Annotated in this window: 16 protein-coding genes and 1 pseudogene; 6 read left to right on the top strand and 11 right to left on the bottom strand. The window is 58.0% G+C overall.

Annotated elements, in window-relative coordinates; translation table 11 throughout:
• Both AOC04_RS13595 and AOC04_RS13590 read left to right on the top strand, forming a co-directional pair.
• Positions 1–1392 carry an FAD-dependent oxidoreductase gene (locus AOC04_RS13595; RefSeq protein ID WP_060694188.1) on the top strand — a complete coding sequence of 464 codons (1392 nt, stop codon included), beginning with the start codon at positions 1–3 and terminating at the stop codon, positions 1390–1392.
• A 107-nt stretch (positions 1393–1499) separates the two neighbouring features.
• Positions 1500–2204, top strand: coding sequence for a YebC/PmpR family DNA-binding transcriptional regulator (locus AOC04_RS13590; RefSeq protein WP_060694185.1), 705 nt, complete (start codon positions 1500–1502; stop codon positions 2202–2204).
• 109 nt (positions 2205–2313) lie between these two features.
• Here AOC04_RS13590 and AOC04_RS13585 read toward each other — a convergent pair.
• The 3 genes and pseudogenes from AOC04_RS13585 to AOC04_RS13575 all read right to left on the bottom strand — a co-directional run bounded on the left by AOC04_RS13585 (position 2314) and on the right by AOC04_RS13575 (position 5873).
• A pseudogene (locus AOC04_RS13585) lies at positions 2314–3623 on the bottom strand (protein kinase).
• 84 nt (positions 3624–3707) lie between these two features.
• Complete coding sequence (locus AOC04_RS13580; protein ID WP_060694179.1) at positions 3708–4859, bottom strand: M14 family metallopeptidase; 1152 nt, start codon at positions 4857–4859, stop codon at positions 3708–3710.
• A 546-nt stretch (positions 4860–5405) separates the two neighbouring features.
• Positions 5406–5873: an Lrp/AsnC family transcriptional regulator gene (locus AOC04_RS13575; protein WP_016782348.1), complete on the bottom strand. Its 468-nt coding sequence runs from the start codon at positions 5871–5873 to the stop codon at positions 5406–5408.
• A 182-nt stretch (positions 5874–6055) separates the two neighbouring features.
• On the opposite strand from AOC04_RS13575, the gene AOC04_RS13570 reads away from it, so the two are divergent.
• Complete coding sequence (locus tag AOC04_RS13570; RefSeq protein WP_060694177.1) at positions 6056–7108, top strand: Glu/Leu/Phe/Val dehydrogenase dimerization domain-containing protein; 1053 nt, start codon at positions 6056–6058, stop codon at positions 7106–7108.
• A 104-nt stretch (positions 7109–7212) separates the two neighbouring features.
• On the opposite strand, the gene AOC04_RS13565 is transcribed toward AOC04_RS13570, so the two are convergent.
• Complete coding sequence (locus tag AOC04_RS13565) at positions 7213–7560, bottom strand: DUF6124 family protein (protein WP_060694175.1); 348 nt, start codon at positions 7558–7560, stop codon at positions 7213–7215.
• A 129-nt stretch (positions 7561–7689) separates the two neighbouring features.
• Between AOC04_RS13565 and AOC04_RS13560 the strand changes: the two genes are divergently transcribed.
• Complete coding sequence (locus tag AOC04_RS13560) at positions 7690–8349, top strand: LexA family protein (protein ID WP_060694173.1); 660 nt, start codon at positions 7690–7692, stop codon at positions 8347–8349.
• 79 nt (positions 8350–8428) lie between these two features.
• Here the strand turns inward: AOC04_RS13560 and AOC04_RS13555 are convergent, their stop codons facing one another.
• The 4 genes from AOC04_RS13555 to AOC04_RS13540 form a co-directional block, all read right to left on the bottom strand.
• A complete protein-coding gene (locus AOC04_RS13555; protein ID WP_060694171.1) occupies positions 8429–10369 on the bottom strand; it encodes an acetyl/propionyl/methylcrotonyl-CoA carboxylase subunit alpha in 1941 nt (646 codons plus the stop codon).
• On the bottom strand, positions 10366–11184 hold the full coding sequence (locus AOC04_RS13550) for a gamma-carboxygeranoyl-CoA hydratase (protein ID WP_060694168.1): 819 nt from the start codon (positions 11182–11184) through the stop codon (positions 10366–10368). Before AOC04_RS13550 ends, AOC04_RS13555 begins: the two co-directional genes overlap by 4 nt.
• 61 nt (positions 11185–11245) lie before the next feature.
• Entirely contained in the window at positions 11246–12853 is a 1608-nt protein-coding gene (locus AOC04_RS13545; protein WP_060694167.1) for a carboxyl transferase domain-containing protein, read from the bottom strand.
• Between the two features lie 9 nt (positions 12854–12862).
• Positions 12863–14026 carry an isovaleryl-CoA dehydrogenase gene (locus tag AOC04_RS13540; protein WP_060694164.1) on the bottom strand — a complete coding sequence of 388 codons (1164 nt, stop codon included), beginning with the start codon at positions 14024–14026 and terminating at the stop codon, positions 12863–12865.
• A 203-nt stretch (positions 14027–14229) separates the two neighbouring features.
• Here AOC04_RS13540 and AOC04_RS13535 point away from each other — a divergent pair, with 203 nt between their 5' ends.
• Positions 14230–15912: an AMP-binding protein gene (locus tag AOC04_RS13535; protein ID WP_060694162.1), complete on the top strand. Its 1683-nt coding sequence runs from the start codon at positions 14230–14232 to the stop codon at positions 15910–15912.
• 672 nt (positions 15913–16584) lie between these two features.
• Here AOC04_RS13535 and AOC04_RS13530 read toward each other — a convergent pair.
• The 3 genes from AOC04_RS13530 to AOC04_RS13520 form a co-directional block, all read right to left on the bottom strand.
• Entirely contained in the window at positions 16585–17481 is an 897-nt protein-coding gene (locus tag AOC04_RS13530) for a hydroxymethylglutaryl-CoA lyase (RefSeq protein ID WP_060694161.1), read from the bottom strand.
• A 99-nt stretch (positions 17482–17580) separates the two neighbouring features.
• Entirely contained in the window at positions 17581–17979 is a 399-nt protein-coding gene (locus AOC04_RS13525) for a MerR family transcriptional regulator (RefSeq protein WP_060694159.1), read from the bottom strand.
• Between the two features lie 26 nt (positions 17980–18005).
• Entirely contained in the window at positions 18006–18971 is a 966-nt protein-coding gene (locus tag AOC04_RS13520; protein WP_060694156.1) for a LysR family transcriptional regulator, read from the bottom strand.
• Positions 18972–19123: 152 nt separating this feature from the next.
• On the opposite strand from AOC04_RS13520, the gene AOC04_RS13515 reads away from it, so the two are divergent.
• Positions 19124–20338 (top strand): acyl-CoA dehydrogenase, encoded by a 1215-nt coding sequence (locus tag AOC04_RS13515; RefSeq protein WP_060694155.1) that lies wholly within the window; start codon positions 19124–19126, stop codon positions 20336–20338.
• The last annotated feature ends 10 nt before the right edge of the window (positions 20339–20348 follow it).

Here is a 20348-nt window from a genome sequence, read left to right as displayed (position 1 = left end):
ATGCGACCTTTTTGGCTGGAACAGGCGCTTGCCCTGGAACATGCTGAGGCTTGTGAAGCATTGACGGGTGAGGCCCGTGCCCATGTCTGCATCGTAGGCGGCGGTTATACCGGGCTGTGGACGGCCATCATGCTCAAGGAGCAGAACCCCGAGCTGGACGTGTTGCTGATTGAGGCCGATATCTGCGGAGCCGGGGCCAGCGGGCGCAATGGGGGCTGCGCACTGTCGTGGTCGGCCAAGTATTTCACCCTTGAGCGTCTGTTCGGGGTGGAGGAGGCGGTGCGGCTGGTGAAAGCCTCGGAGCAGAGCATCTATGCGATAGGCGCGTTTTGCGAAAAGTACGGGGTAGATGCCGATTACCGGCTGGATGGCACGCTCTACACCGCCACCAATCAGGCCCAGGTCGGCTCGACCGACGGGGTGATTGCCGCGCTGGAGCGCCAGTCCATAAACTCGTTCAGCAAGCTGGCGGTGGATGAGGTGCAGCGCCGTGCCGGCTCGGCCCAACATGCCGAGGGCTGGTTCTCTCCGGCCGCTGCCAGTGTGCAGCCGGGCAAACTGGTGCGCGGGTTGCGTCGGGTCGCTTTGCAGTTGGGGGTCCGGATTCATGAAAACACCCCCATGGTCGGCCTGGAAGAAGGTTCCCCGGCCCTGATCCGGACCCCGACCGGCAGTATTCGCGCCGACCGTGTGGTACTGGCGATGAACGCCTGGATGGCCAGGGCGTTCCCGCAGTTCTCCCGCAGTGTGGCGATTGTGTCCAGCGACATGCTGATTACCGAGCCGCGCCCGGATTTACTGCAAGAGATCGGCCTTACCAGTGGCGTGACGGTGCTTGATTCGCGAATTTTTGTGCACTACTACCACAACACCCCGGACGGTCGAATCATGCTCGGCAAGGGCGGTAATACCTTTGCCTATGGCGGGCGCATGCTGGCGGTGTTTGATCAGCCTTCGCCCTATGCCGGGTCGCTGCAAAAAAGGTTGCAGCAGTTTTTTCCGGCGTTTGCCGGTGTGGGTATCGAGGCCACCTGGAACGGGCCGTCGGACCGTTCAGTGACCGGCTTGCCGTTTTTCGGGCAGATGAGCAGCCATGGCAATGTGTTCTACGGTTTTGGCTACTCGGGAAGCGGTGTGGGGCCCTGTCATATGGGCGGGCAGATTTTGGCGTCGCTGGTCCAGGGTCACGCCAACGACTGGACGCGCTCGCCGCTGGTCAACGGCCCGCTGGGTTACTTCCCGCCCGAGCCGATTCGCTATTTGGGCTCGTTGGTGGTGCGCAATGCCATTCGACGCAAGGAGCGGGCAGAGGATCACGGGCGCAGGCCAAGGCATCTGGACGTGCGTTTGGCCAAATTTGCCGCGGCGGCGGGCAAGGCGGACAAGGGCTGAGGGCAGACCGATTGGATTTTTTGGTCGATTGACGACTTCTGGCCGTATAAACTTGCGCCCATTCGACGGCCTACCCGCCGCGACACAGCAGATTGAGAGAGTGAGTAATGGGCGCACAGTGGAAGGTTAAACACAAAGCGGACGCCGCCAACAGCCGCGGCAAGATTTTTGGCAAGCTGGCCAAGGAACTGACGGTCGCTGCCCGTAATGGCGCGGACCCGGACATGAATTCGCATCTGCGTCTGGTGTATGAGCAAGCCAAAAAGGCCTCGATGCCGGCGGACACGATCAAGCGCGCCATCAACAAAGGCGCCGGTATCGGTACTGAGGCGGTGCAATATCACCGCGTCACGTACGAAGGTTTTGCGCCGCATCAGGTGCCACTGATCATCGAATGCCTGACTGACAACATTAACCGCACGGTGGCTGAAATCCGTGTGGCCTTCCGCAAGGGCCAATTGGGCGCCTCGGGTTCGGTGGCGTGGGACTTCAACCATGTCGGCATGATCGAAGCCAAACCGGACACCCCGGATGCCGATCCTGAAATGGCGGCGATTGAAGCTGGTGCGCAGGACTTTGAGGAAGGTGAAGAGGAAGGCACTACGCTGTTCATCACTGAACCGACGGACCTCGATGCCGTGCAAAAAGCTCTGCCGGAGCACGGTTTCACCGTGTTGTCGGCCAAGCTGGGCTATCAGCCGAAAAACCCGGTCAGCGGTTTGACCGACGAGCAGATGGCTGAAGTTCAAGAGTTCCTGGCAAAGCTGGAAGAGCAGGACGACGTACAAGAGATGTTTGTGGCGTTGGCTTAACTCCGTGTAGCCACTGGCGCAGGTTGCGATAAGGACCGCAGGGCCTTCACAAACGTGAGGGCCACTGTGCCCCATTGCAGCCAGCGCCGGCGGCTACAGCTTCAGGCATTCACCCCAGAGCCCGGGTGATGTCGACAAAGGCTGGCCGTGCAAGTACATCAGGCTGTATGCATCGCTGCTGTAAGTCTTGCAGCCGATCTCGCTGTTGATCGCTCAACCCCGAGTCGATCCGCTCCAGCAATTCCCCCAACAAGATCCCGAACGCACGCACTTCAATGCGCTGCAAGGCGCGGGTGTGCGGGCTGTCGTCAATGGCATGAAAGCACGCGGCGCCAAAGTCGCCCAGCAGGCAGTCCCCTTGGGCATTGAACAAAATATTGTGCGCGTATAAATCACCATGACAGATGCCCTGCGCGTGCAAATGACCGGCTGCCGAAGCCACGCCGCGGGCAATGCGTAATGCGCTGTCGGCGCTAAAGCGGGTAGTTGCGGCATACACGTCACGGCTGCAGGTGTCGAAGCTTGGCAGCGCGGCGAGATTGGAGAATGACGGGTCGATCAACTCCATCACCAGCCCCGCAGTGTTGTCAGGATGGCCCGTGACACGGCCCAGCACCTTGATCAGGTTCGGATGCTGGCCGGCTGCAATGCAGGCGTTCATTTCATTGAGTGGCGAGCCATCGCTGGTGATGCTGCCTTTGTAGAGTTTGACGGCAACGGATCTGCTTGCCTGCCCCGGAGCACTCCACTGTGCTCTGGAGATAATGCCGGATGCCCCTTCGCCCAGTTTTTGCTCAAGCTCAAGTTGCGACCAGTCGATGTCCGGCGTGTTGTCGGCTGATAAATGAGCGCTGGCATCCTCTCGCAACGGATTGCCGGCATAGGCCAGCCAGCTCAGCCCGGGCAAGGTCAACAGCCAGTCGGGCACTTCATGCAAGTGGTTGGCAGACAGACGAATCAGTTCCAGACGTTCGCAGTTAGCCAGGCTGGCGGGCAATTGTTGCAGGCGATTACCTGCCAGCATCAGCTTTTGCAGCAGCGGTCGCTGACCCAATTCTTCCGGCATATGCTCGATGCCGTTGTCGGTCAGTATCAGCCAGCGCAGCTGGGGGGGAGTGAAGTGCCGGGTACTGACGCGATCCGGTTGGCTTTGAAGCCAATCATGCTCAACTGCGTGCACTGGCCCAGGCATTCGGGCAACTCGGTGAACCTGTTGTCCGAGCAAAACAGAATCCGTAAATGAGTCAGGCGATGGAGATCGTCGGGCAGGCTGCTCAGAGCGTTGCCACTCAGGTTGAGAATTTCCAGCGAGTCTGCCAGTTGAAAAATCTCGGTCGGGAACTCGGTCAGCCCACAGGACAGATCAAGACGTTTGTGGCCTGCCAATTGGCCAGCGCGCAGTTTTGCGAGGGTATCCATAAACAGGCTTAGAGTTCTCGTGAAAATCGACAGGAAGCGGCAGCAACGGGGAAGACTTACCTCGCGCCGCCGCTTATTCGGGGTTTAGCGCAACTCGCGAACCATGTCCGACAAGGTGCTCAGCACACTTTTGCCCAGTTGCATGGAGCGTTTTCCATCCCAGCCGGTTTGTGGGGCAGGAGCGTCATTGTTGTCCTTGAACGGCATTTCAAGGGTCAGCGACAGGCAGTCAAAGCGTTGTCCGACGCTGTTGCAGGCCAGGGTCATATTGGCCTGGCCGGGTTCATCGCGGGTGTAGCCGTGGGTGGTCTGGAAGTCTCGCGTCAAGTTGCTGAGATGGTTGCGAAAACGCTCTTCTAGAGTGGCCAGGCGTTCGGTGTAACCCGGATTGCCTTCGCAGCCTGCAGTGAACACATAAGGGATTTCTTCGTCCCCGTGAATATCCAGAAACAGGTCCACGCCGTAGTGAGTCATTTGTTCAAGCGCAAAGAACACTTCAGGGCTGACATTGGGGTCGGTGTTTTGCCAGGCGCGGTTCAGGTCCTGGCCGTTGGCGTTGGTCCGCAAGTGGCCGTGGAACGCGCCGTCGGGGTTCATGTTGGGGATCAGGTACAGGTCGGCGAAGTCCAGCAATTTGCGCAGTTGCGGGTCGCTGCCTTGTTCCAGACGCTCGAGGACCCCTTGCATGAACCATTCGGCCATGTGCTCACCGGGGTGCTGCTGGGCGATGATCCAGATTTTGCGCTTGTGGCTGGCGCCATTGCCTTTGCGCAAAAGCTGGATGTCGCGGCCTTCAACACTTTTCCCGACTGCCAGCAATTCGCAGCCCGACCATTGGAGTGCATTCTTGATCAATTGATCATGACGCTCGCGGCTATAGGGTTCGAAGTAAGCAAACCAGATGTGTGGGTGTTCGGCCTGCACGCTGAAATTCAACGATTTGCCGTCGAATTCAGTCGGTACCCGGAACCAGGTTTCGTGGTCATAAGACGCCACGGCCTGGTAGCCATCCCACGCTTTGTTGTAGGAGGACTGGCTGGCGTTGCTCAACTGAAAATGATGGGTCTGGCCAGGTGTCAGGCCTTCGGTCTTGAAGTGGAACCACTGAAAGTGCGGGCTGCGGGTATCGGGTTTGATCGCAAGCTTGACGTGCAAGGGGTCACTGGCATCCAGCACCTGGATATTGCCGCTGTCAAAGTCACTGCTGATGTGGAGTGAAGAGGGCGCCACGGTCATCGTCAAAGTCCCGGAATCTGATAATTGTGGGCGTTACTTTACCTCGCAATGGCGCCGGGCCAATACGGAATTTTGGAGGACGGGGAGGGGAAAACTGAAGGGGGGGCGTCATCCTTGACGCCGCGCAAGAATAGTGTATTTGCGAGTGATTCTCAAGTGCTAAATTGCCATTACGGCCATCGTCAGGGACTTCAAGCTTCCGTTCGTCGATGTTCTTTTGCTATCATCGCCCGCATCGTAGCGGCCACTGAAAAAAACCGGTCGCACACCAGACTTCATTAGCCTGAAGCACGCAGAGCCAGATAACTGGCCGCAAAAAAAAGACCCGGCCATAAGCCGGGTCAAATAACCGTGATTAGCCTGATGAGGAGCTAATTCAAAAGACCGACCTAAGGTCCCTTGAATTATCGACTGATCTCGCGACCAGCTGCATGCAATAATAATCATTCCTATTTGCAAGTCAAATTATTTTCCTCGCTTTCCCTGGATTATTTATCCATTCCTCGCTGAACCCCTCTATCTCGTGGCCTCACGGTCAGGCAGTTTTCAGTCCAGCAACAACTCGGTGGTGCGTTTGACCTCGCTCATGGCGATATTTGAATGCGCTTCCTGGACGTGTGGCTTCTGCAATAAGTGGTCGCGCAAAAAACGCTCGTAACTGTCGATGTCGTGGGTCACGACTTTGAGCAGGTAATCCATATCGCCGGCCATGGTGTAGCACTCGATCACTTCGGGGTAGTCAGTGATAGCTTCCTCAAACTCCGTCAGATGTCGTCGCCCGTGGCCTGAAAGGCGCACATTGACGAACACCACCACGTTAAGCCCCAGCTTTTTCGGATTGAGCAGGGCGACCTTGCGCTCGATCAGCCCCTCCTCCTGTAAGCGATGAATACGCCGCCAGCAGGGCGATTGCGATAACTCAACGTGCTCCGCCACTTCGGCAGCCGAGAGGTCGGCATTGTGCTGCAGCAAGCGAAGAATCTTGCGGTCGATAGCGCTTAATTTGATCTGCATGAATTGTGCTGATTTCTTATTGTTTTCGAATGATGAATGCAGACTAGCAGAACATTTCCTTCAATTTAGAAAGAAAAATCCTAAGCAAAACCTTCACTCTTTTGCTTCGCACTGTGCGTCGGGTCAGATCCTGACTTTCCGGTCTGGCTTGCTTCCAAGGCTAAAAACAAGAGAGAAATGAAATGCCGATTTTTACTCACCCAGAATTTGATCAGCATGAACAAGTCCAGTTCTGTCACGACAAAGCCACCGGGCTCAAGGCCATCATTGCAGTACACAACACGCGTTTGGGCCCGGCTCTGGGCGGATGCCGCATGTGGCCCTATGCCGATGAGCAGCAGGCCTTGAACGATGTACTGCGCTTGTCCCGTGGCATGACTTACAAATCGGCGCTGGCCGGGTTGCCCTTGGGCGGAGGCAAGGCGGTGATCATTGCTGATCCGCGTAAAGACAAGAGCCCGGCGTTGTTTCAGGCCATGGGAGCGTTTGTCGAGAGTTTGGGCGGGCGTTACATCACGGCCGCAGATTCGGGTACCGGGGTCGCCGAAATGGCTTTGATGGGCCAACGCACTCGCCACGTGGTGGGTGCAGGTACCCGCGAACAGCTGGGAGGGGGCATTCGCAGCGGAGATCCGTCCCCTGCAACGGCCCTTGGGGTGTTTATCGGCCTGCGTGAAGCGGTCTTGCAACGGCTGGGTCGTGCCGATCTGACAGGCTTGCGAGTGGCGGTCCAGGGCCTGGGGCAAGTGGGTTTCAACCTTGCGCAGCAGTTAAGGGCTGCGGGTGCCGAGCTCTGGGTACACGACATCCAGGAGGCTAACGTGCGTCGTGCAGTCGATGAGCTGGGTGCTCACGCAGTGGGTGCTCAAGACATTTACGGCCTGGACGTTGATGTGTTCTCGCCGTGTGCGATGGGCGCCATCATCAACGGCGAAACGCTGCAGTTGCTGCAGGCCCCCGTGATTGCCGGTGCCGCCAATAACCAGCTGGCCAAAGCCTCTCATGCCGATGTGTTGTGGCGACGCGGTTGCCTGCATGCGCCGGACTACGCGATCAATGCGGGTGGCATTATTGATGTGTCCTACGAGTACACCGGGGGTTCGCCTGAACAGGTACGTCGGCACGTCGAAGGCATTGGTGACACCTTGCGTCAGATCTTCCTGCGAGCCAAAGCTGAGGATCGCAACACTACTAATATTGCCGACAGCCTCGCTCAGGAGCGCCTGAACGCATGATTGAAAGGCGTTGGCTCACAGGGTCTGTTGTGTAGTCGTGTTGCGCCGCCAGCACGATCAAATCTCAACCGATCCAGGTGAATCAGCCAGCGCCTTTTGGCCTTTCAGCGCACAGACACTTGCTGAACATCCAGCGCTTTGTCCAGCAGCATCTTGGCTGACTCGGCAAAGTGCGCCACGCTCAGGAACAGGTCGCGAGGAGAGCCCTGCTGGCTCTCGGCTGCGCCATGCGCGGTAGCAATCGCACACCGCAGATAATCCGATGCATTGACCATCGCTTCTTCCTGGCTCAGATCGCTGCGCACGATGAACAGTTTTTTCTCGAAAAACTGCTGAGAAACAGCTGGTTTCAAATAATAGTCGAGCGCCCGCTGGGTAGCGGCGCTGTCCTTCAAGGCTTCGAGCTCAATATCCGCCTCGGTTTGCGGGGTTATTTTTGTGATAGGAGTCATGATTTGCCTGCGTTCTAAGATTAATCGAATCAGCCATCAGCAGATTAGTACATAAGGTATTTTTGGAATTGATATAAATAATACCGAATGTGTATTGTTGGCTCGAATTCAATCCGTATTGTTCGGCTGATGGATAAATGGATCGCTTTAGTCAGAACCAAATTGCGCGAGCTCAAGCTCACCCAAGAAAAACTAGCCGAACGCGTCGGGGCATCTCAGGGCGGTGTGGGTCATTGGCTCAATAAACGCCGTCAACCCGACCTGCCAACGATGAACAAGGTGCTGCACGCCCTCGGGCTGGAGCACCTTGAAGTTGCCCTGGTGATTCGCGATCGCAGTGCTGCAAACGAGGACACGTCCGCGGACGACTATGCCTTCGATATTACGTCTGCGTTTCGATACCCGGTCGGTAACTGGGTGACGGCAGGGCAGGTTAACGAGCAGGCGCAAGAGACGGGCTATGAACGCGGCGAGGCGTTCGAGGTCAGTGACCATTACGCCAAAGGTGCAGCGTTCTGGTTGCAAGTGAGGGGCGATGCAATGACCGCTCCGATAGGTATCAGCGTTGCACAAGGGATGATGATTCTGGTCGACCCCGACATTGAACCCGAACCCGGAAAAATGGTGGTGGCCCGTACCCCGGGCTCGGAAGAAGCCACGTTTCGCCAGTTGATGGAGGAGAGCGGTCAGCTCTACCTCAAGCCTTTGAACCCGACATATCCCAAGACAGTGTTTGATGAGCACTGCCGGATTATCGGAGTGGTAGTGCAGGCTACTACCAAGCTCTAGGGGCAGTGGCCGGGTTGTTGCGGGCCGGAATAAAAAAGGCGGACCTTTTACAGAGGTCCGCCTTTTTTGGGCGCTGCGTTTACGTCAGTTCAACCAGCACCGTGCCTTCGCTGACCATCTCACCTTCCTGGCAAAACAGCGCTTTCACCACGCCATCGTGAGGCGCGCGCAGGCTGTGCTCCATTTTCATCGCCTCTAGTACTACCAACTGGGTGCCGGCTTCGACCGTTTGCCCGGCCTCAACCAGTATTCGCACAATGCTGCCGTTCATGGGGGCGTTCAAGCCACCCTGCGGGGCATGGCTGGCGCCTGCCGCGGCAATCGGGTCATAGGCCTCGATACTATGCAGCTCGCCCTCCCAGCGCAGATACAGCGTATCGGCGCGACGAATTGCCAGATGCAGGCGACGCACGCCGTTGTGTTCAATCTGCAACTGTTCCTCGTGCAGGACCGCTGACGGCGCGTGGAGGTTGACGGTGTGTTGCTCGCCGTTGCAACTCAAGGCCAGCAGGGTATGGGCAGGCAGGCCGCAGCGAAAACCGTTGCCGGTGGACCAGGGCGAAGCCGGGTCATCTGCGCGTACCGCCTGTGTCTGACTTTGTCGAAAAGCCTGGCCCGCTGCGGACCAAAATGCTGTGGGTAAAGGCTGGGCTGCAGGCAGTAACTGCTCCTGGTAGCGCGGGATGAACCCTGTATCCAGTTCGGCCGCAGCAAAGGCCGGGTGGCCGATGATGCGGCGTAAAAAAGCCAGGTTGGTTTTCAAACCACCAATGGCGAACTCATCAAGCATCGCCAGCAGCCGCAAGCGCGCCTGTTCACGGTCTTCCCCCCAGGCAATCAACTTGCCCAGCATGGGATCGTAGAACGGCGAAACCTCGTCACCTTCGCTGACCCCGCTATCGACGCGGCGGCCCGGCCCGGCGGCAGACTCGCGGTACACCTCAAGACGTCCTGTTTGGGGCAGAAAATCATTGCCCGGGTCTTCGGCATACAGGCGCACTTCAATGGCATGGCCGCGCAACGGCACCTCTGCCTGGCTGATGGGCAGCGCCTCACCACGTGCCACGCGAATTTGCCAGGCCACCAGATCCAGCCCGGTAATGGCTTCTGTCACCGGATGCTCCACTTGCAGGCGGGTGTTCATCTCCATAAAGAAGAACTCGCCCCGGGCATCCAGCAAAAACTCCACGGTGCCCGCACCGACATAACCAATGGCCTGTGCGGCCCGCACGGCGGATTCGCCCATGGCCTGGCGCTGTTCAATACTGAGGCCAGGGGCCGGGGCTTCTTCAACGACCTTTTGGTGGCGACGCTGAATCGAACAGTCGCGCTCATTGAGGTACAGGCAGTTGCCGTGCCGGTCGGCGAAAATCTGGATCTCGACGTGGCGTGGCTTGAGCACATACTTTTCTACCAGCATGCGCGCATCGCCAAATGAGGACAGCGCTTCGCGCTGGGCCGAGGCCAGGGCTTCACCCAGCTCGCTGACGTCCTCGACAACTTTCATTCCTTTGCCGCCGCCACCGGCCGTGGCCTTGAGCAATACCGGGTAGCCGATAGCCTCGGCTGCAACGCGGAAAGTTTCCAGATCCTGCGCTTCACCGTGATAGCCCGGTACCAGTGGCACCCCGGCAATTTCCATCAGCGCCTTGGCCGCCGATTTGCTGCCCATGGCATCAATCGCCGAGGCGGGTGGGCCGAGAAAAACCAGACCGGCATCCTCAATTGCCCGTGCGAAACCTGCGTTTTCGGACAAGAAGCCGTAGCCCGGATGAATTGCCTGCGCACCACTGGCTTTGGCTGCAGCAATAATTTTGTCGATTTTCAGGTAGCTGTCGGCCGCCTTGTTGCCCCCCACATCGACGCAGATATCAGCCTCGCGGCAATGCCGTGCGTCGCGGTCGGTGGCGCTGTGGACAGCCACGGTGGTCAAGCCCAAAGACTTGGCCGTGCGCATCACCCGGCAGGCTATTTCGCCCCGGTTGGCCACCAGCACCGACGTAATCAGAGGCGCGCTCATGGGCGTGACTCCTGAGTAGAGGTGTCGGCCTGCCAGCTTGGCGCACGCTTTTGCAGAAACGCGCGCAAGCCTTCCTGCCCTTCGGGGCTGACCCGAATCCGGGCAATGGCATTCTCGCAGTAGCGGCGAATGGCCGGGGTGGGTGCGCCATGGCTGACTTCACGCAGCAAGTCCTTGCACGAACGCATGGCCTGCGGGCTATTGAGCAGCAAGTTGTCGATCCACAGCTCGATTTGCTGTTCCAGCTCGGCCACGGGGTAGCTTTCACTGAGCAGCCCCAATTCACGGGCGCGCTCACCGCTGAAGCGCTCCGCAGTCAGGGCATAACGGCGTGCGGCGCGCTCGCCGATGGCTTGCACCACGAATGGACTGATCACGGCTGGCGCCAGGCCAATCCGGACTTCGGACAGGCAGAACTGAGCATCATTGGCCCCGATGGCCATATCACAGGCACTGATCAGCCCCAGCGCACCGCCATAGGCCGCGCCTTGCACCACCGCCATGGTCGGGATTTTCAGCTTGGCCAGGTTGTACATCAGCTCTGCCAGGTGTCGGGCGTCATCAAGGTTGGTGTGATAGTCGAGCTCGGCTGACTGTTGCATCCACGCCAGGTCGGCGCCGGCGCTGAAATGTTTTCCACGTCCACGCAGCACCAGAAAACGCAGATTTGGATCGCCTTGCACGGCGTCCAGCGCCAAGATCAGTTCGCGGATCATCTCGGCATTGAAGGCGTTGTTCTTTTGCTCGCGACTCAACCACAGGGTGGCAAACCCCCGGGGGTCGTTGTGCAGTTCCAGGGTGTTGAAATCGATCATGTCCGTCAGTCCTTAAATGGATGTAGGCGCTGGCTCGCCAGCGATGCAGGCACCGGGCGGGTTACATGCGCAACACACCAAAGCGCGTGGCTTCGATGGGTGCGTTCAACGCGGCCGACAGACCCAGGGCCAAGACGTCACGGGTTTGCGCCGGATCGATTACGCCGTCATCCCACAACCGGGCGCTGGAGTAGTAGGGGTGGCCTTGATGTTCGTACTGGTCAAGGATCGGCTGTTTGATACCGGCTTCTTCCGCGCTGGAAAAAACCAGGCCATTGCGTTCGGCCTGCTCGCGCTTGACTTGCACCAGAACGCCTGCGGCCTGTTCGGCGCCCATCACGCCGATTCGCGCGTTAGGCCACATCCACAGAAAGCGCGGGTCATAAGCACGGCCGCACATGCCGTAGTTACCGGCGCCAAAGCTGCCGCCGATGATCACTGTGAATTTGGGGACCCTGGCGCAGGCTACTGCGGTCACCAGCTTGGCCCCGTGTTTGGCGATGCCGCCGGCTTCGTATTTTTGCCCGACCATAAAGCCGGTGATGTTTTGCAGAAAGATCAACGGAATGCCGCGCTGGCATGCCAGTTCAATGAAGTGCGCGCCTTTTTGTGCCGATTCGGCAAACAGAATGCCGTTGTTGGCCAGGATCGCGACCGGGTAACCATGCAAATGCGCAAAGCCGCACACCAGCGTAGTGCCGAACAGGGCCTTGAACTCATCGAATACCGAACCGTCCACCAGCCGCGCGATCACTTCACGTACATCAAAGGGCTGCTTGGGGTCGGCAGGGACGATGCCATACAGTTCTTCAGTGCTGTACAGCGGTGCCAGCGGTGCACGTTGCTGCACCTGGCCGAGCTTGCGCCAATTGAGATTGGCTACGCTGCGCCGTGCCAGAGCCAAGGCGTGCTCATCACTTTCGGCGTAATGGTCGGCCACTCCCGAAATTTTGCAGTGCACATCGGCGCCTCCCAGGTCTTCAGCACTGACTACTTCGCCGGTCGCGGCTTTTACCAGTGGCGGGCCGGCGAGGAAAATCGTCGCTTGCTGGCGCACCATGATGGCTTCGTCAGCCATGGCCGGTACATACGCACCACCCGCCGTGCAGGAGCCCATCACCACGGCGATTTGCGGGATGCCTGCGGCGCTCATGTTGGCCTGATTGAAGAAGATCCGGCCGAAGTGCTCACGGTCGGGGAACACCTCATCCTGGCGCGGCAGATTGGCCCCGCCCGAGTCCACCAGGTAGATACATGGCAGGCGGTTCTGCTCGGCAATGGTCTGCGCGCGCAAGTGTTTTTTAACCGTTAACGGGTAATACGACCCACCTTTGACCGTGGCATCGTTGGCCACAATCATGCATTCCACACCTTCGACCCGGCCAATGCCGGCGATTATTCCGGCCGCGGGAACGTCTTCGCCGTAAACACCATAAGCGGCCAGCTGACTGAGCTCGAGAAACGCAGAGCCGCTGTCCAGCAAGCGATCGATACGCTCGCGGGGCAGTAACTTGCCACGTGATGTGTGGCGTTCCTGGGCCTTGGCGCCGCCACCTTGTTGTACCTGGTTGAGCAGGGTATGCAGGGCATCAACCTGGGTGAGCATGGCGTCGCGATTGGTCAGGAAGTCGGCCGAACGCGGGTTGACTGTCGTATGCAGGATGGACATGCGCGCTCCTTAGCGAGTTTCGTTAAACAGTTCGCGGCCAATCAGCATGCGGCGGATTTCGCTGGTGCCTGCGCCGATTTCATACAGCTTGGCATCACGCAACAGACGTCCGGCAGGGAATTCATTGATATAGCCGTTACCGCCCAGAATCTGGATCGCATCGAGGGCCATCTGGGTGGCGCGTTCAGCGCTGTACAAAATCACTCCGGCTGCGTCCTTGCGTGTGGTTTCTCCACGCTCGCAAGCGGCTGCAACAGCGTACAAATAAGCGCGGCTGGCATTGAGTTGGGTGTACATGTCCGCGACCTTGCCCTGGATCAGCTGAAACTCGCCGATGCTCTGGCCGAACTGTTTGCGGTCGTGGATATAAGGCACCACCAGATCCATGCACGCTTGCATGATCCCGGTGGGGCCGCCCGAAAGCACCACGCGTTCGTAGTCCAGTCCGCTCATCAGGACTTTAACGCCGGCGTTCAGAGGGCCCAGCAGGTTTTCTTCAGGGACTTGAACGTCATCGAAAAACAGTTCGCCGGTGTTCGAGCCGCGCATGCCGAGCTTGTCGAAGTGCTTGCCACGGCTGAAGCCTTTCCAGTCGCGCTCGACGATAAATGCACTGATGCCATGGGCATTTTTCTCGATGTCGGTTTTGGCGTAGATCACGTAGGTATTGGCATCCGGGCCATTGGTGATCCAGGTTTTACTGCCATTGAGCACAAAGTGGTCGCCGCGCTTGTCGGCCCGCAGCTTCATGGAAACCACATCGGAGCCCGCGTTCGGCTCACTCATGGCCAATGCGCCGACGTGTTCGCCACTGATCAGTTTGGGCAGGTATTTAAGCTTCTGTGCGTGGGTGCCGTTGCGGTTGATCTGGTTGACGCACAGGTTTGAGTGAGCGCCGTAGGAGAGGGCGACGGAGGCCGAGCCCCGGCTGATTTCTTCCATCGCAACCACGTGGGCCAGATAGCTGAGCCCGGTGCCGCCGTATTCTTCTGCAACAGTGATACCCAGCAGACCCATGTCCCCGAACTTTCGCCACATGTCCGCCGGGAACAGGTTGTCTTTGTCGATTTGCGCCGCCCGTGGGGTCAGTTCGGCGGCAACGAAGGCTTGCACCTGATCGCGCAGCATGTCGATGGTTTCGCCAAGGGCGAAGTTCAAAGTCGGGTAGCTCATGGGGCACCTTGATCGTTGTTCTTGTAGGAGGCGTGTGCAGCGTCGCCATTGATAACCTTTACGTTAACGTAAGCTTGGAGGCTTGGGCTGTCAATGACCTTTACGTTAACGTCAACTTGAGGCAGAGTCATTGCTGCTCGTCAATGAGGTGGCGCAGCATGCGCCGTACCCATGCTCCCAAAACAATCACAAGAGGAGTTTTCATGAAGCCACATTCTGCCCCCAGTTACAGTCAGGGCGCTCAGGACAAACCGCTGCTGACGATGACCATCGGTCAGGCTTTCGATCACACCGCCGCACGCTATTGCGATAGCGACGCGCTGGTGGTGTGCCATCAACAGCAGCGTTACACCTGGGGGCAACTGGCTCAGGCGGTTGACCTGTGTGCCAGAGGGCTGCTGGCATTGGGTTTGCAGGCGGGAGACCGGCTGGGAGTATGGGCACCCAACTGTGTCGAATGGTTCTTGTGCCAGTTTGCCAGCGCAAAAATCGGGGTGGTCCTGGTTAACATCAACCCCGCATACCGGGCCTCTGAACTGGAATATGTACTTAAACAGTCGGCGTGTCAGTGGCTGGTCTGTGCCGGTGCATTCAAGACTTCCAACTATCACGCCATGCTCCAGGAGCTGATTGCGCCGCTGGCCGATTCGTCGGCGGGGCAGTTGGTGAGTGAGCATTTTCCCGAACTACGCGGCGTCATCAGCCTTGATGCTCAGCCCCCTGCCGGCTTTTTGCCGTGGTCGCAACTGAGCACGCTGGGCGCCGGGGTTACTGTCGACCAACTGTATAACCGTCAAGCCGGTGTGCGCCCCGATCAACCGGTGAACATTCAGTACACCTCGGGTACTACGGGGTTTCCAAAGGGGGCGACCCTCAGCCATCACAACATCCTCAACAATGGCTATATGGTAGGCGAAAGCCTGGGGCTGACGGCCAACGACCGGTTGGTGATTCCGGTACCGCTGTACCACTGTTTTGGCATGGTGATGGGCAATCTGGGATGCGTGACCCATGGCACCACCATGATTTATCCCAGTGAAGCCTTTGATCCCGGTTTGACCCTGCAAGCGGTTGCCCAAGAGCGGGCAACGGCGCTGTACGGTGTGCCCACCATGTTCATCGCCATGCTCGACCACCCGAAGCGTGCTGAATTTGACCTCTCGAGCTTGCGCACGGGGATCATGGCCGGAGCCACCTGCCCGATTGAGGTGATGCGCCGGGTCATCAGCGAGATGCACATGGGGGAGGTACAAATTGCCTACGGCATGACTGAAACCAGCCCGGTATCGATGCAGACCGGCCCTGCAGATGACCTCGAATTACGCGTTACCACCGTAGGACGAACTCAGCCACAACTGGAGAACAAGCTGATCGACACTGACGGCAACGTTGTTGGGCGGGGTGAGATCGGTGAGTTGTGTACCCGGGGATACAGCGTGATGCTGGGGTACTGGAACAACCCGCAAGCGACCCGCGAGTCAATCGACAGCGAAGGCTGGATGCATACCGGGGACCTGGCACAAATGGATGAGCAGGGGTATGTGCGCATCGTCGGGCGCAACAAGGACATGATTATTCGTGGCGGCGAAAACATATATCCGCGGGAGCTGGAAGAGTTCTTTTTCACCCACCCGGCGGTGGCAGATGTGCAGATTGTGGGTATCCCCGACGCCCGATACGGCGAGGAGATCGTTGCCTGGATCAAGTTTCATCCGGGTCATACGGCCAACGAGCTGGAACTGCAAACCTGGTGCAAGTCGCGTATCGCACACTTCAAGACGCCGCGTTACTTCAAGTTTGTGGATGTGTTTCCGATGACGGTGACCGGCAAGATCCAGAAATTCAAAATGCGTGAAATCAGCATTCAGGAACTTGGCACACCGTAAGGCTTGCTCAACGCCCTCTAGGGGCAAGCTTGCCTCGCGACAGGATCAGTACGGGGGTCGCTGAAGCCGTTGCTCGACCATCCCCATCGCGAGGCAAGCTCGCTCCTGCAGCAAAACGGGGATTACAGACAACACAAAGGGGAGCCGAGGCTCCCCTTTAATATGTCGTTGCGTGCTCTTTTTTTATTATTGAGGGGCGGTCTATTGTTGTTTTTGGAACCGTGGCCCTTTGTTACTGTTTTGTGCGATCCCCATGCGGGATCAAGAGCAAACGTATTTTTTTGAGCGCTGATCCACTTTCATCACTGGCTATCAAACCTGTGATCCAACCTGTGCGGGTGCTACCTGAAGGTAGTTTTATTATTCTCTGCCCGGTTGCGAGGTGGCTTTTGGCTCCTCGGAAAAGTAAACCTTCTCCAAAAAAATCTGTTAGCTGCGTCTCTGCCGTGTTGTTTTTGTTATGTCAGAGTCGTTTCGTATTGTTTTTATTATGTTGCTGCGGTTTTTATTCTTGTTATGCCATAGAGATAGCAGGAGCCGTGCCAACTTTTAAAAACCCTTATAAATCAAAGGCTTGGTTTTTCAGGCAATAAAAAACCGGCCATTGTGCTGGCCGGTTTGTTTCCGTGTTACTCGTTTAGGGGATGACGAGGTAACACTCAGGCACATTTTTTAGCCCTGGCGCGCTTTCGCGACCCGCGACCCGGTAACACGGCCCAGCACTTTGCAGATGTGCTCGCCGGCCAGTAACAGTTTGTCCATGTCGACGCCGGTATCGATGCCCATGCCGTTGAGCATGTACAACACGTCTTCGGTGGCCACGTTACCGCTTGCTCCCTTGGCATACGGGCAGCCGCCCAGCCCTGCGACAGAGCTGTCAAACACCGCAATACCCTCTTGCAGGCTGGCGTAGATATTGACCAGCGCCTGGCCATAGGTGTCATGGAAATGCCCGGCGAGCTTCTCTCGCGGCACATGGGCCGTTACCGCTTCAAACATTGCCCGTGTTGCCGTCGGAGTGCCGGTGCCGATGGTGTCGCCCAGAGAAACCTCGTAACAGCCCATGGCATAGAGCTCTTGTGCCACTGCTGCGACCTGTTGCGGCGCGACCTGGCCTTCATAGGGGCAACCGAGCACGCAGGAAACGTAGCCGCGCACACTGATGCCGTGCTGGCGGGCGGCGTCGATGATGGGGATAAACCGCTCCAGGCTCTCGCTGATCGAACAATTGATGTTGCGTTGCGAGAACGCTTGCGAGGCAGCGGCAAATACGGCGACTTCTTTTACCCCCGCCGCCACGGCGTCTTCAAATCCGCGCAGGTTGGGCGTCAGAGCGCCATAGACCACACCGGGCTTGCGCTGGATCCGGGCAAAGACTTCGGCAGAACCGGCCATTTGCGGCACCCACTTGGGCGACACAAAACTGCCGACTTCTATGTAGCCAAGCCCGGCCTCGGTCAGGGCGTTAACCAGATGCACCTTGTCCGCCACGCTGATGGGCAGGGATTCATTTTGCAGACCGTCGCGCGGGCCGACTTCAATCAGGCGCACATGGGTAGGAAGCGTCATGGGGATTCACCGTATTTATTGTTTGTGCCCCCTGGGGGAGCTGGCTTGCCAGCGGGCGCCGAAGGATTACCCGGCCCGGGTCCCGCATGATCTTCAGCGTCAGGAGGCTGTCTGGTTCTTTATGGTTTGTTCAAGGGCGTGGACGCAGCGTTCTTCAGCAGTGTCGAGTTCGAGCTGCATATGTTGAATGTCCAGCAATTGCTGCTCCAGCTGCTCACGGCGCTCGGCGATTTTGGCCAGCATGCTGTTCAATTGTTTTTGATTGCCGCTGGTGGGGTCGTAAAGCTCAATCAGCTCGCGGCATTCGGCCAGTGAAAAACCGATGCGCTTGCCGCGCAAAATCAATTTCAGGCTGACCTTGTCCCGTGCTGAATACACGCGTTCCTGGCCGCGTCGTTCGGGAGCGAGCAAGCCCTGTTCTTCATAAAAGCGGATGGCCCGGGTGGTGATGTCGAGCTCGCGGGCAAGGTCGGAAATACTGTACGTCTGGCTGCTCATGGGCGGGCTCTTAAGAAATCATGGGCTTAAGCTACTGGTTGCTTGACGTTTACGTCAAGCAAGCTGGCGGCCCCGGCTTTATTTTCCTGGATGACCTGCTGTTGGCACACCTCAATCAGTTGCTCGCGCATCCAGCGATTGGCCGGGTCTTGCTCAGTGCTTTCATGCCAGTACAAATGGGTCTCCACGTTGGGCAGTTCGTTGAGGGGCAACTTCACAAAATGCAGGGCATGGCGTCGGGCAAAACGTTCGGGCACGGTCATGACCATGTCGGTTTGTTGCAACACATTGGAGGCCATCAGGTAATGCTGCGAGCGCAGGGTGATCTTGCGCTGCAGGCCCATTTTGCCCAGCGCCAGGTCAACTTCTCCCAGGCCATTGCGGCGGGTCGAAATATGAATATGGGTCAACGCCAGATACTCATCGAGGCTGATCACGGGCTTGCCAGCCAATGGATGGCCCTGACGCATGGCACAGACGTAACGGTCTTCCATTAACTTGACGTGGCGTACTTGCGGGTCGGTATTGAGCGGCGCATCCACGGCGAAATCCAGGCGTCCGGCAGCCAGGTCGCTGGTGGTCTCACGTCGGTGCGAAAGAAAACTCTCAATCACCACAGCAGGTGCCTGACGCCGCAAGCGTTGAAACAGCGGGGGCAAAATCACTGCCTCGGTCAGGTCGGTCATGCTCATCCGGAAGGTTTTGCTGGCTTGCAGGGGGTTGAAGGTGCGGCTTTCCTGGACCGACACACGTAACAGGGCCAGGGCACTGCGCACCGGGCTGATAATGTTCTGCGCCATTGGCGTAGGCACCATGCCCTGGGCCGTGCGCACGAACAACGGGTCGTTAAAGCTCTCGCGCAGGCGAGCCAGGGCGTTGGATACCGCCGGCTGAGTGATACCGATGATCTGTCCGGCGCGAGTCAGATTGGCCTCGGTGTAGATGGCGTCGAAGACGATAAACAGATTCAGGTCAACCTTGTTCAGATTCATGGCTCAGAGCTCTTGTTTTAGAAAGTCGGGCTCGCGAATCATATATTGCTTATGAATGGTAATACACGCGGTAAATAGGCAGGGTAAATGGTAGGTGGCTGTTCTAGCATCGGGCATCACTTCTCGATATTTCCGGTAAAAGGTAGCCACCCATGGATTTCGCTTATTCCCCGAAAGTTCAGGCACTGCGCGAGCGCGTGACTGCGTTTATGGACGCTCATGTGTACCCGGCCGAGGCGATTTTCGACCGGCAAGTGGCTGAAGGTGATCGCTGGCAGCCAACTGCGGTCATGGAAGAGTTGAAACTCAAGGCCAAGGCCGAAGGGCTGTGGAACCTGTTTTTGCCTGAATCGGACCTGGGCGCGGGGCTGACGAATCTGGAGTACGCGCCGCTGGCTGAAATCATGGGCCGTTCGATGCTCGGGCCGGAGCCGTTCAACTGCTCGGCGCCGGATACCGGCAATATGGAAGTACTGGTGCGCTACGCCAGCGAGCAGCAAAAGCAGCAATGGCTTGAGCCGCTGCTGCGTGGTGAGATTCGTTCAGCGTTTGCCATGACCGAGCCCGATGTTGCTTCGTCCGATGCGACCAATATGGACGCCCGGGCTGTTCGCGACGGCGACGAGTGGGTGATCAACGGCCGCAAATGGTGGACCTCGGGTGCCTGTGACCCGCGTTGCAAAATCCTGATCTTCATGGGCTTGAGCAATCCCGGGAACCCGCGCCATCAGCAGCATTCGATGATCCTGGTGCCCGTCGACACGCCGGGGGTGAAAATCGTACGGCCATTGCCGGTATTCGGATACGACGATGCGCCCCACGGGCATGCCGAAGTGTTGTTCGATAACGTGCGGGTGCCCTACGAAAACGTGTTGCTGGGCGAAGGGCGCGGTTTTGAGATTGCCCAAGGCCGTCTTGGCCCGGGGCGCATTCACCATTGCATGCGCTCAATCGGCATGGCCGAGCGGGCACTGGAATTGATGTGCAAACGCTCACTGTCGCGCACGGCCTTTGGTAAACCGCTGGCGCGGCTGGGTGGCAATATCGACAAAATTGCCGACTCGCGAATGGAGATCGATATGGCCCGGCTGCTGACACTGAAGGCCGCGTACATGATGGACACGGCGGGTAATAAAATCGCAAAAAGCGAAATTGCTCAGATCAAGGTCATTGCCCCCAACGTGGCACTGAGGGTGATTGACCGGGCCATTCAGATCCATGGCGGCGCAGGGGTTTCGGGAGACTTCCCGTTGGCCTACATGTATGCAATGCAACGTACCCTGCGCCTGGCTGACGGGCCGGATGAAGTGCATCGGGCCGCTGTGGGCAAGTTTGAGCTGGATAAGTACGCTGATCTGCAGGCGTAAAGCATGACTC

The organism is Pseudomonas versuta, from assembly GCF_001294575.1.
In the GTDB taxonomy this organism is placed as follows: domain Bacteria; phylum Pseudomonadota; class Gammaproteobacteria; order Pseudomonadales; family Pseudomonadaceae; genus Aquipseudomonas; species Aquipseudomonas versuta.
Note: the sequence above shows the minus strand (reverse complement) of the source record. Positions and strands in the feature narration are given on the sequence as shown.